Raw genomic sequence first — 12006 nt, 5'->3', positions numbered from 1 at the left:
AAGACAGAATACAGGATGCTTACCATGCGCGAATATTTGCAATTCTACATTGACGGTGAATGGGTCGACCCGGTTGAGTTAACAACACTGGATGTGGAAAATCCGGCCACGGAATCCCCCTGCGGCCGGATCGCAATCGGCTCCGCCGCCGACGTGGATAAAGCGGTACGGGCAGCGCGCCAAGCATTTTCCAGCTGGTCTGTGACCCGGACTGGCGATCGGCTGGAGATCCTGCAGAATATTCTTGCGGAATACGAGAAACGCACAGCGGATCTGGCCGCAGCCTTGACCGAGGAAATGGGCGCACCGTCGTATCTGGCCAATGGTTTTCAGGTAGGGCTGGGCTCCGGGCATTTGCAAACTGCCATTGAAGTACTCAAGACGTTTCAGTTCGAAGAGCAGCGTGGTGCCACTTTGGTCGTGAAAGAACCCATCGGTGTCTGTGGCCTGATCACACCCTGGAACTGGCCATTGAACCAGATCGCCGTCAAAGTGTTCCCAGCCCTGGCCACCGGCTGCACCATGATTCTCAAACCCTCTGAAATTGCACCCTTCACCGGCCAGATTTTTGCGGAAATCCTGCACGCCGCCGGCGTCCCGGCCGGGGTCTTTAACCTGGTGCAGGGTGATGGGGCAGGGGTAGGCGTAGCGCTGTCTTCCCATCCCGATGTGGACATGGTCTCTTTCACCGGTTCCACCCGGGCCGGCGTGGAAATAGCGCGCAATGCCGCGCCCACCGTCAAACGGGTCACTCAGGAGCTGGGGGGCAAAAGCCCCAGCATCATCCTGGATGACGAAGCCTTTGCCGAGAGTGTCGCCGCCAGCGTCGCCGGCATGATGGGGAATTCAGGCCAAACCTGCAGTGCCGGTTCCCGCCTGTTAGTACCTGCCGCCCGCATGCAGGAAGCCATGGATATCGCCCGGGAAGCCGCAGCCCAGGTCTCTGTGGGTGATCCCAATTCCGAGGTGGTGATGGGGCCGGTTTCATCGAAAGCGCAATTCGAAAAGATCCAGTCTCTGATCCAACAGGGGATCGATGAAGGCGCTACGCTGGTGGCTGGTGGCGTGGGGCGCCCGGATGGCCTGCACACCGGCTACTATGTGAAGCCCACGGTTTTCGGCCAGGTCAACAATAACATGACCATCGCCCGGGAAGAGATATTCGGACCAGTGATCTGCATTTTGGATTATGACGACCTGGAGCAGGCCATTGAGATCGGCAACGATACCGAGTACGGATTAGCCGGCTATGTGTCCGGAGCCAACCTGGAGCAGGCCCGTTCCGTAGCACGACGCCTACGGGCCGGTTGGGTGGCGATCAACGGCGGCTTTGATTTCAACTGCCCCTTTGGTGGTTATAAGAAAAGTGGTAACGGTCGCGAGTGGGGCGAGTTTGGTTTCCACGATTATTTGGAGATCAAAGGCATCCTGGGATACGCCCCGGATCAGGCGCCCCAATAATCCAGCCCGAAAATCCAGCCCGAAAATCCATAGCAGGGCTACCACATTGAATTGACGCAGCAACGGATTGGTGACAGCATACTGTCATTAATTTATTGCAGGCCGGGGTCGTCTGGAACAAGCTTGCCCAGAAACTCGTGCCAAGGATACACATGCCAGGAATAACAATAAGTATGAAAACGCTGTATAGAATGCCTTTGTTAAAAACCCTCGTGACGCCCATTCTGTTGGTCACCGCGCCATTGTCCCTCGCCGCCAACTCTGTAGTGGATCAGCTTCAGCTGGGAACCAAATATTCCGCACTCAAGCAAATCAACAAAGACAATGTCACCCAGCTCGGGGTCGCCTGGGAATACCATACCGGCGACGGCAAGGAGCCCAAACCCGGATCGTTAACCTCGTTCCAGGATCAACCCAGCCTGATCGAAGGCAACCTGGTGGTGTGCAGCACCAATCGCCGCGTCATCGCCCTTGATCCCAAAACCGGAGAAGAGCGCTGGGTGTTCGATCCCAAAGACCCCGAAACCGGCATGAAGAAATGCCGGGGCGTCGGCAACTGGGTGGACAGTCAGGCGGAAGCGGGCGCGGTCTGTCAATCCCGCATCTTCCTCGGCACCGCCAACTATCGATTGTTCGCCATCGACGCCAAGACCGGTAAACCCTGCCCCGGTTTCGGGAACAACGGTGAAGTGATCATGCCAGTGGAAAAGCCGCAGATCTTCACCGGGGAAGTGCTGGCTAATTCGCGCCCTGCCATCGTCAACGATGTGGTGGTGGTGGGTTCGGTGGTGGCGGATAACCAGCGGATTGAAGCCCCCAGCGGACGAGTCCTGGCGTTTGATGCCCGCAGCGGAGAACAACTCTGGTCGTTCGATCCATTACCCCGCGACCCGTCTGACCCGGCCATGAAAACCTGGCTGAAGGGATCGGTGGGTGAATTCGGCGCCGGCAATGTGTGGGCCACCATGTCAGTGGACCAGGAGTTGGACATGGTCTATCTGCCCACCTCCAGCGCCTCTGGTGATTTCTACGGTGCCGGACGTCCGGGCAACAACGAATACACTTCATCCGTGGTGGCGTTGAAAGGCACCACCGGCGAAGTGGTCTGGCATCAACAGTTAGTGCATCACAACGTTTTTGATTATGACGTGCCTTCGCAACCTCTGTTGCTGGACTTCCCCCACAAGGGCAAGCTGGTGCCGGCATTGGTGCAGAACACCAAGATGGGTTTGATTTTTGTCTTCGACCGTAAAACCGGAGAGCCACTGATTCCCATCGAGGAACGCCCGGTGCCTCAGGAGGGCAAAGTGGAAGGGGAGTGGCTGTCACCCACCCAACCGTTCCCGGTGGGCATACCCAATATCATGCCCCTGGGTTTTTCACCAGATGACGTATGGGGCTTCACACCGTTGGATGAGTGGCTGTGCCGCCGCAAAACCGAAAGCCTGCTCTACGGTGATATTTACACCCCGGCCAGCCTCAAGGGCACCATCTTCAATCCGTCCGTAGGCGGCGGGCCCAACTGGGGTGGCGGTGGTTACGACCCGGCCACCAACATCATGGTGGTGCCGTCCAACCGCATCCCCACCATCGTTACCCTGGTGCCCCGTGAGCAGGCGGAGTTCAAGGAAGGCCAGGCCATCGAGGCCACCTCCGAAATGATATTCCCGGTGGAGGGCTCCCCCTATGTCCCCAAGGTACAGGGCTTGCTGTCCATCTTCGGCGCCCCCTGTTCCAAGCCACCCTGGGCGGCACTCACCGCAGTGAACATGGCCACCAAAGAAATTGCCTGGGAAGTGCCTCTGGGCAGCGTCGACAAGATGTCCCCATTCCCCATGCCCTGGGACTTAGGCATGCCCGGCGCCGGTGGCCCCCTGGTCACCGCAGGGGGGTTGATCTTCATCGGCTATTCGTTGGATGACACCATGAAGGCCTTCGATCTCAACAGCGGAGAGCTGTTATGGGAAGGCGACCTGCCCGCCGCCGGCACCTCTGTACCCATCTCCTATGAATGGGAAGGCGAGCAGTACATCATCATTCCCGCGGGGGGGCACAGCATGTACAACTCCACCATGGGTGATTCGGTGATGGCCTTCAAGCTGAAACGGTAACGGTTTGAATCCGATAAGAAAGTAGAAGAGGGGGTAGTTCAGGCTACCCCCTTTTTTGTGGATTATCTTGACGCTGAAATCATTTGGTGTCAGCATGCTGTCACTAATTATAAAAAGTGGAGATGGTTGTCATGGCAGAGAATGCAGTATTGGGTAGCAGCACTGGTAGCACCGCCGGTGACAAGGTCTATTACGACCCCTACCTGCGAGAAATCGTTAAAAACCCCTATCCGGTGTATCGACGCCTGCGTCAGGAAGCACCGCTGTACTACAACGAAAAATACGACTTTTACGCCGTCAGCCGTTACAGCGACGTGCAGAAATGTTTTCTCGATCACGAGACTTTCATCTCCGGTCGGGGTGGCATTCTGGAGTTGATCAAGGAAAACGTGCAGATGCCCCCCGGCACCTTCATTTTTGAAGATCCACCGCAGCACACCGTACATCGGCGCATCGTGCAACGCATTTTCGCTCCCAAACGCATGGCGGCGCTGGAAGAACAGATCCGCGAAATGACCAAAAAGCACATGGCGGAACTGGCACACCGGGATGAATTCGATTTTATCGGCGACGTGGGCGGGCAGATCCCCATGCGAGTGATCGGGATGTTGCTGGGCATTCCGGAAGAGGACTTCCAGGAAGTGCGCCGCATCACCGACTCGAAGCTGGTGACCGAAGAGGGCAAACCGGTGGACTACTCGGCGGGGCTGAACATCGAACAGGATTTCGAGCGCTATGTGCATTGGCGCCGGGAAAACCCTTCTGACGATGTCATCACCGAATTACTGAATGTGGAATTCACCGATGAGAACGGTGTGGAGCGCAAGCTTTCCATTGAAGAGCTCACCACCTTCGTGAACCTGCTGGCAGGCGCGGGTAATGAAACCACCAACCGCCTGATCGGCTGGATGGCAAAATCCCTGGCAGAAAACCCGGACCAACGCCGGGAACTGGTGGCAAACCCGGCCCTGATTCCACAAGCCATCGAAGAGGCATTGCGCCTGGAGCCACCACCGCCGCACGTGGGCCGCTATGTGGCGAAAGACGTGGTGATTCAGGGCCAGACTGTCCCGGCGGGCAGCACCATCCTGCTCCTCGTAGGCTCTGCCAATCACGATGACGAGGTCTTCCCCGATCCCGAGCAGTTCAACATGCACCGGGAGCGTCCGCGCCACATGACCTTTGGTCACGGCATTCACACCTGCATCGGTAATGTGCTGGCCCGGATGGAAGCCCGAGTGGTGTTCGAAGAGCTGCTGAAGCAGATTCCGGATTGGGATGTGGATCTGGAGTTGGCCAACCTGTCTTCCACCTCCACCGTGCGCGGCTGGGAGACCCTGCCCACCTATCGTAATGAAGCGGGCAAACAGAAGCTGCGCGCGAATGCCGCGGCCAAGGTCGCCGCCGAAGCCAAAGCCAAGGCGGAAGCCGGTTCCAAAGCGCCTGCCTCAGTGGAAGGAAAGTGGACGGTCACCGTCAAAGGCCCCACCGGACCGATGGACAGCTCGCTGGAGCTGGCAACCGTCAACGGCGCGTTAGGCGGCACCCAGGCCGGCGACGGCAACGTGGATCCCATTGATTCCATTACCTATAACCCGGCCAACGGTGAGATAGAGTGGATCAACAAGATCAAAAAGCCCATGAAGCTCAAACTGACCTTCAAAGGCGTGGTTGAGGGCGACACCATGACCGGCAAAGTGAAAACCGGATTCATGGGCGCGTTCCCATTCACCGCGGTAAAAGCCTGATCCGGCGGCTTCCGGAAGGCATACTGGGGGTTTGCACGTATTGTCAATGGGATCGGTTTGCAGGGGCGAGAACGAAACAACACTGTTGACTACTATGTCCCGAACCAGCAGACTAAGGTCTCTTAAAACGGTCGCACTTGGCATAGCGTTCTCGCATCACATGCGGCCTTCTCACATAAATTGATAGTAGCGAGAGACAACTAGTATGTTTTCCGGAATTCTGATTAGCAAAGACGATCAAGGCCAGACGGTTGAAGTAGCTCAGATCGAGGAATCCCAGTTGCCGGAAGGCAACGTGACCGTGGAAGTAGAGTGCTCGACGCTGAACTACAAAGATGGCCTGGCCATCACCGGCAGTTCACCGGTCGTACGCAAGTTCCCCATGGTACCGGGCATCGACCTGGCCGGTGTCGTCAGCGAAAGCAGCCACCCGGACTGGAAAGAAGGTGATCGGGTTGTACTGAACGGCTGGGGCGTGGGCGAGACCCATTGGGGTGGCCTGGCCCAGAAAGCCCGCCTTAATGGCGACTGGCTGATTGCACTGCCGACTGCCTTCAACAGCCGCCAGGCCATGACCATCGGCACGGCGGGTTACACGGCCGCACTCTGCGTGGACGCCCTGGTCAACTACGGGATTACCCCGGATCAAGGTGAAATCTTGGTCACCGGAGCCACCGGCGGCGTGGGCAGCGTTGCGGTTATGCTGCTGGCCAAGGCCGGATTCAAGGTGGTGGCCGCCACCGGTAAAGCCTCTGAAGAAGCCTACCTGAAAGGTTTGGGCGCCACCGACATCATCGAACGGGCCAGCCTGGCTGAAAAAGGCAAGCCCCTGCAGAAAGAACGCTGGGCCGGGGTCGTGGACGCGGTGGGTAGCCATACACTGGTGAACGCCTGTGCCCAGACCCGCTATTGCGGTGCTGTTGCTGCCTGTGGTTTGGCCCAGGGCGCGGATTTTCCCTCCACCGTGATGCCGTTCATCCTGCGGGGTGTGGCGCTGTTGGGTGTGGACTCCGTAATGGCCCCCAAAGCGCGCCGTATGGCGGCCTGGGAGCGTTTGGCCCGGGATCTGGATCTGAACGCACTGGAAGATGTCATCGCCAAGGAAGTCGGACTGGCGGACGCCATTCCCGCCGCCGCCGAATTGCTGGAAGGCAAAATCCGTGGCCGCGTTCTGGTAGACGTAAACAAATAAGGCGCCTGCCGCCAGCGGGGTCACTCAGCCTGTGTGACCCCGCCTGTTACGGGCGCTATCCGATGCAATGTAAGACGGAGCACGCTCGTATGTCTGTTGTCGAAACACAACAAAACCAAACACAACTGGACTTAAGTGAACTGGATAAATGGGTGGGCAAACCCATTGTGTTCGCGGAAATGTGGGACCCCTGTAACGCCACGGACATCCGGCGCTGGGTTCAGGCAATGGATTATCCCAATCCTTTGCATTGGGATGAGAATTTCGCCCGCGAATCCAAATTCGGCGGTATTGTCGCACCCCAATCCTTCACAGTGGCCATGGATTACGGTCACGGTTGTCACCCTTCCTGCGTTGGCAAGATTCCCGGCTCTCACCTGATCTTCGGGGGCGAGGAGTGGTGGTTCTACGGCACGCCCATCCGCCCCGGGGACAAACTCACACAACAACGTCGTTTTGATGGCTACGATGTGGCGGACACCAAATTTGCCGGCCCCACCGTTTTCACCCGGGGCGATACCGTGCACCACAACCAGCATGGTGCCATGGTGGCAAAAGAACGGGCCACCGCCATTCGTTACCTGGTGGACGAAGCGAAAAAGCGCGGCATGTACGACAAGGAAAAGCGCGCGCCTAAACGCTGGAATGCTGAGGAATTGGCAGACATCAACCAGCAACGTATGAATTGGATACTCTCCAACCGGGAAGGCATCTCACCACACTTCCGCCAAGTCAATGTGGGCGACAAGTTACCCCGCCGCGTGATCGGCCCTCATTCCGTGGTGACCTTCGCCCTGGAATGCCGTGCCCACCGCCAGAACATCTGGGGCACCTGGCGCTGGAACGTGCCGGAAGGGGTACACGATCCCGCCACTGAAGACGCCGGCTTCTCAGAAAAAATGTCCTACGACTTCGAAGCCCGCAAGATTGATCCCCGCATGGCGGACGGCCTGTTCCATGGGCCTTCAAGCGGCCATATCAACTCCGACAAGGCAGAGGATATCGGCATGGGTGGCGCTTATGGATACGGTGCATCCATGAATGCCTGGTTCGTGGATTACGTGGCCTACTGGGCAGGGCACAATGGCTTCATCTGGCATTCCAAATCCCAGTTCCGCAGCCCCGCGTTTGAAGGGGATGTTACGTTTCTGGATGGAGAGGTGATTGATAAGATCGAAACCTCTGCCTATGGCATGCCCGTAGTCCAGATCAAGGTGAAACAAACCACCCAGGAAGGCGATGTGATTCTCACCGGCATCGCCGAAGTGGAATTGCCTTACTAACCTCAATCAATCCGGAGCAAACACTATGGGTGGTCAACGGGCTACGGTCGACGATCTGTCGGCGTCGCTGGTACGGGGTATGCCATTGCAGGAAGAAACGGGGATGGGCGCACTGACTATTCCCGGCTATCTGCAGGAAGTGTGCGAGCGCTATGGCGACGCGGAAGCACTGGTACTGCACACCGACACGGGAACCCTTCGCTGGCGCTATCAGGATTTGTGGCAGCACGCCATCGAAGTGGCCCAGGCACTGATTGCCGCCGGCGTTAACAAAGATACCCGGGTGGGTATCCTGATGACCAACCGCCCCGAGTACTTATCCCTGCTGTTCGGTACCGCGCTCGCCGGCGGTGTCGCCGTGGCACTCAGTACCTTCTCCACCCAGGACGAGCTGGAATACCTGCTCTCGGCATCGTCGGTTTCCGTATTGGTGTTCGAGGATTGGGTGCTGAAGAAAAATTTCGCGGACATGCTCACCGCCATCGAGCCGGCGATAACAGAAAGCAGCGCCGGGCAACTCAGCTCAAAGAAATTCCCGTATCTTTCCCGGCTGGTGTGTCTGGAAGGCATCACAGGCCCGGGCAGCGCAGAGCCGGCAGCGTTTGACGGCGTTGGATTTGAAAGCTGGGACACCTTTATCACCCGGGGCCAGGGAGTGGGGGAGGACATCGTACACGCCCGCGCCAAAACCGTCACACCGGGGGACGCCGGGGGTTTGTTTTTCTCCTCCGGCACCACCAGCCTGCCCAAAGGCATCCTGCATTCACAACAGGCCATTGCCATTCAATGGTGGCGCTGGCCCCGGGTGATGGCGGTAAAGGAACCGGCACGAGCCTGGACCGGTAATGGCTTCTTCTGGTCCGGTAACGTCTCCATGGTGGTGGGCGTCGCCCTCTCCACCGGGGGCACCGTAGTGTTACAACCCCTGTTTGACGCCGCGGAAGCGGTACGCCTGATTGAAGCAGAGCGCATCAGTTTTATGAACGGGCGTCCACACCAATGGGCCCGCCTGCAGGCGGTACCCGGGTATCAGGAGGCAGACTTGAGCAGCCTGCGCTATGTGACCCGCGGTGAATTGGTGGTGTCACACCCTACGGTTAATACCCAATGGAATCTGCCCATGTCCTTTGGCACGACAGAGACCATGACCATCATCACCTCATTTGATGCGGACACCTCCGCCGAAGACTACGCTGGCAGCGCCGGTGTGCCATTACCGGGCAATCTGTTGAAAGTGGTGGACCCCAATACCCACGCCCTGGTGCCCGTGGGCACACGGGGGGAAATCTGCGTCAAGGGCCCCACGCTGATGCTGGGCTACATCGGCAAAACGCTGGAAGACTGCTTTGATGATGAGGGTTATTACTGCACCGGCGACGGCGGCTATGTGGACAGCGCAGGCCGCTTGTTTTGGGAAGGCCGCCTCAACGACATCATCAAAACCGGCGGCGCCAACGTATCACCAGAGGAAGTGGACTCCATCATCGCCAAGTTCCCTGGAATCAAGCGCACCCAGACCGTCGGGGTGGAGCACGATACCCTGGGGGAAATGGTGATTTCCTGCATTGTTCCACTGGCCGATACCGTGGTTGAACCCGAGCAGCTGATGGTGTTTTTGAAAGAGAAACTCGCCAGCTTCAAGCTGCCAAAGCGTATTCTGATTCTGGATGAATCGGAGTTCGCTATCACCGGCAATGAGAAGGCCAAAGCCGGTGAAATCAGGGCGGTGGCACTTAATCGGCTTAAAGCCCTGGGGGAACCCGGGGTGGTGTTCAGCTAGGCGCCTCGGTTTACATCTGCTCGGTTCACATCTGCTCGGTTCACAACAGGCAGGCGGCTGCGATTTCCCGCAGACCGTCCGCCACTGCACCTTCGTTTGTCAGCGGTGCCAGTATGCAAACCTCAGCTGCTTCCATCTCAGAGGCACCCACCGCGATCATTTTTGCCGCCGACACCAAAGCCCGAGTGGAAGGTGGCTCAAAATGAAAAACAGCATCCGCATTGCGAATGCTGGTAGCGCATTGCACCAGGCGGCTTGCCACCTTGTCGTCAATATTGGCTTCACTCATTAACACCCTGGCTTCACGTTCCGGGTCGAGAAAATTCATGGCCACCGTCACAAAGCGTTGACGGAATGAAGGCTTCAGTTCTTTCAACGAGCTGCGATAGGCTGGATTGTAGGAGCACACCAGCATAAAGCGGTCGGGTGCGGTGACCGTCTCCGCGGCCCGGTCCAGGTACAGGGTTCTTCGGTGATCGGTGAGGGAATGCAGCACCGCCAGGGAATCGTGGCGTGCCTCCACCACTTCATCCAGGTAACAAATGGCACCGTCTTTCACGGCCCGGGTCAACGGTCCGTCCGTCCAGACCACATCACCTCCGGTCACCATAAAGCGACCCACCAGATCCGCGCTGGTCAGATCATCGTGGCAGCTGATGGTCACCACCTCCCGCTGCAGCACCTCACCCATGTATTCAATCAATCGGGTTTTGCCACATCCGGTAGGGCCGGTAAGCATTACCGGCAACCGTTGCTCCGCCGCTTGCTTGAATAACGCCACTTCGTTTTGATTGGGTTGGTACATCAGGTTACCCATAGATTGTTACCCATAACTTGTTACCCATAGCTTGCCTCGTTGTATTGCCTTTCGTTGTGTTCAATTACGCTGAAATCAATTCCCGATGCACCCGCGCCAGCACTTCAGGCAGTTGCTCCACCTGCTGAATTCGGGTGGAGCGCCGGGGGCCGAACACATCCGGCAGCGGATCAACCCGCGCCTGCCCAACCCCGATATAAAACAGGGATACCCCGGCCTGTTCGGCTTCTTCCACCGCGTGGGCAGAATCGGCCCAGGCGTAACGCCCTTCATAGCCTTCATCGGAAATCAGCCCATCCCCGATCACAATGAGTAAGCGCCGTTCGGAGGCCTGGGCCAGTAAGCGTTGGGTCAGATGACGCAGCGGCGCCCCCAGGCGCGTGTATCCTCCGGTGGTGAGCCCCATATCTCCAGGGACGATCGTATAGCGGTCATCAAAATCCCGCAGACAGGTGACGTCGACCCGGTGCCGGGATTTCCCACTGAACACAAACAGCCCGTGACGCTCCCGGGCCTGGGCCATGGCCTGACACAGACCATCAGCACAGGCCAGCTCCAGTTTGAACACATCGCCGCCCCCGGCACTGAGGGAAGCGCTGCCATCCAGGAGAACGGCGGTAGTGACATCCCGATAGGCGGGTAGCAGATCGCGAAACACGCGGGCGTCAGTGGCGATGCCGGTGCGCAAACGGATGTAGTGATCGATGTAGCGCTCCACGTCCAGGTCCGAGCCATCCTCCAGGCGGTTTTTCATAACGCGATGGGTAGGCATGGCAAACCAACGTTGCAGGTTCACCGACGGGGAGTTCACGGATTTAGATGCAGGTGCCACTTTGCGTTCCAGTACTGCAACGTGATTTTTGAGGAACTGTTCTGTCCACAGATTCCATTCGGGGTAGGGCACGCCGGCCCGCTGATCCGGCCGTATTTCAATGTCGTCCTCCTCCGGCCGGCTGGCAGGGGGTAGGCGTGAACTCTTGATATTGCTTTCGCCGCCGGCTGGAATGGACTCATAGCCTGGGGACACATAACGTTTGCTGGTGGACCAGGGTGCGCGGGCCTGAGCCCGCTGCAGAGCGGCCAGGATACCCTGACGCCCGATGCGGCCCGCCGGCAGGCTGCCCAACACCGGATGGTAGTGGATCGGCTGCTGACGTTTGGCCAAATCCAGGGCGCGTTCAAGAATGCTTGCACCATCCAACTCCGGTGCAAGGGGCCTAAGATCCGGCATACAGCGTTCTGCCTCTGTAACCAGGCCAGGCCAGCGTTGGTACAGCCAGCCCAACGCCACTGCGCCCTCAACCCACGCCAGTGCCGCCCGTTGCCGTTGATTTAACGCCGCCAGGGTAAATTGCGCGATTCGTGCTTTGGAAGGCGCACACTGCAGGGCGATACCGGTACTCCAGGTTCGCAGGGTCCATCCAAAACCCAGCGCAGGGTAGGGCACCTGAAGCAGCGTACCTTGTGGATTCATCACAAAGGCCCGCCGCTCGCCGGTCATCAATCGAACCCGCGGGCACACACCGTCCGACAAGGCATTGACCACGATACTGCAAGTCCGCTCAACGCCAGAGGCATCCAACGAAGGAGAGATTACTGGAGCACTCTGCATTT

The 12006-nt window shown here is 58.2% G+C and carries 8 protein-coding genes; 6 read left to right on the top strand and 2 right to left on the bottom strand.

Translation table 11 applies throughout. The features are described from left to right. Positions 1 to 24 precede the first annotated feature (24 nt). The 6 genes from D9N14_RS14485 to D9N14_RS14460 all read left to right on the top strand — a co-directional run bounded on the left by D9N14_RS14485 (position 25) and on the right by D9N14_RS14460 (position 9575). Entirely contained in the window at positions 25 to 1461 is a 1437-nt protein-coding gene (locus tag D9N14_RS14485) for an aldehyde dehydrogenase family protein (protein WP_290580918.1), read from the top strand. Positions 1462 to 1634: 173 nt separating this feature from the next. Beyond that, a complete protein-coding gene (locus D9N14_RS14480) occupies positions 1635 to 3572 on the top strand; it encodes a pyrroloquinoline quinone-dependent dehydrogenase (RefSeq protein ID WP_290580916.1) in 1938 nt (645 codons plus the stop codon). A gap of 131 nt (positions 3573 to 3703) precedes the next feature. Next, positions 3704 to 5320 carry a cytochrome P450 gene (locus D9N14_RS14475; RefSeq protein WP_290580914.1) on the top strand — a complete coding sequence of 539 codons (1617 nt, stop codon included), beginning with the start codon at positions 3704 to 3706 and terminating at the stop codon, positions 5318 to 5320. Positions 5321 to 5525: 205 nt separating this feature from the next. Continuing rightward, positions 5526 to 6512, top strand: a complete 987-nt coding sequence (locus D9N14_RS14470; RefSeq protein WP_290580912.1) for an MDR family oxidoreductase — start codon at positions 5526 to 5528, stop codon at positions 6510 to 6512. 89 nt (positions 6513 to 6601) lie between these two features. After that, complete coding sequence (locus D9N14_RS14465) at positions 6602 to 7795, top strand: MaoC family dehydratase N-terminal domain-containing protein (protein WP_290580910.1); 1194 nt, start codon at positions 6602 to 6604, stop codon at positions 7793 to 7795. 25 nt (positions 7796 to 7820) lie between these two features. Then, on the top strand, positions 7821 to 9575 hold the full coding sequence (locus D9N14_RS14460) for a class I adenylate-forming enzyme family protein (RefSeq protein WP_290580908.1): 1755 nt from the start codon (positions 7821 to 7823) through the stop codon (positions 9573 to 9575). A gap of 40 nt (positions 9576 to 9615) precedes the next feature. On the opposite strand, the gene D9N14_RS14455 is transcribed toward D9N14_RS14460, so the two are convergent. Further along, positions 9616 to 10392: a CbbQ/NirQ/NorQ/GpvN family protein gene (locus D9N14_RS14455; RefSeq protein ID WP_290580906.1), complete on the bottom strand. Its 777-nt coding sequence runs from the start codon at positions 10390 to 10392 to the stop codon at positions 9616 to 9618. Between the two features lie 64 nt (positions 10393 to 10456). Beyond that, positions 10457 to 12004 carry a nitric oxide reductase activation protein NorD gene (locus D9N14_RS14450; RefSeq protein WP_290580904.1) on the bottom strand — a complete coding sequence of 516 codons (1548 nt, stop codon included), beginning with the start codon at positions 12002 to 12004 and terminating at the stop codon, positions 10457 to 10459. Positions 12005 to 12006: the final 2 nt, after the last annotated feature.

This window comes from Ketobacter sp. (assembly GCF_003671495.1).
Classification (GTDB): Bacteria; Pseudomonadota; Gammaproteobacteria; order Pseudomonadales; family Ketobacteraceae; genus Ketobacter.
The sequence above is the reverse complement of the archived record's forward strand: the minus strand, read 5'-3'. Positions and strand labels throughout refer to the sequence as shown.

What these genes read in the sequence shown, in the direction of transcription:
- D9N14_RS14460 (WP_290580908.1), top strand. Translation starts at nt 7,821, where the DNA reads ATGGGTGGTCAACGGGCTACGGTCGACGATCTGTCGGCGTCGCTGGTA.
- D9N14_RS14480 (WP_290580916.1), top strand. Translation starts at nt 1,635, where the DNA reads ATGAAAACGCTGTATAGAATGCCTTTGTTAAAAACCCTCGTGACGCCC.
- D9N14_RS14465 (WP_290580910.1), top strand. Translation starts at nt 6,602, where the DNA reads ATGTCTGTTGTCGAAACACAACAAAACCAAACACAACTGGACTTAAGT.
- D9N14_RS14475 (WP_290580914.1), top strand. Translation starts at nt 3,704, where the DNA reads ATGGCAGAGAATGCAGTATTGGGTAGCAGCACTGGTAGCACCGCCGGT.
- D9N14_RS14450 (WP_290580904.1), bottom strand. Translation starts at nt 12,004, where the DNA reads ATGCAGAGTGCTCCAGTAATCTCTCCTTCGTTGGATGCCTCTGGCGTT.
- D9N14_RS14455 (WP_290580906.1), bottom strand. Translation starts at nt 10,392, where the DNA reads ATGGGTAACCTGATGTACCAACCCAATCAAAACGAAGTGGCGTTATTC.
- D9N14_RS14485 (WP_290580918.1), top strand. Translation starts at nt 25, where the DNA reads ATGCGCGAATATTTGCAATTCTACATTGACGGTGAATGGGTCGACCCG.
- D9N14_RS14470 (WP_290580912.1), top strand. Translation starts at nt 5,526, where the DNA reads ATGTTTTCCGGAATTCTGATTAGCAAAGACGATCAAGGCCAGACGGTT.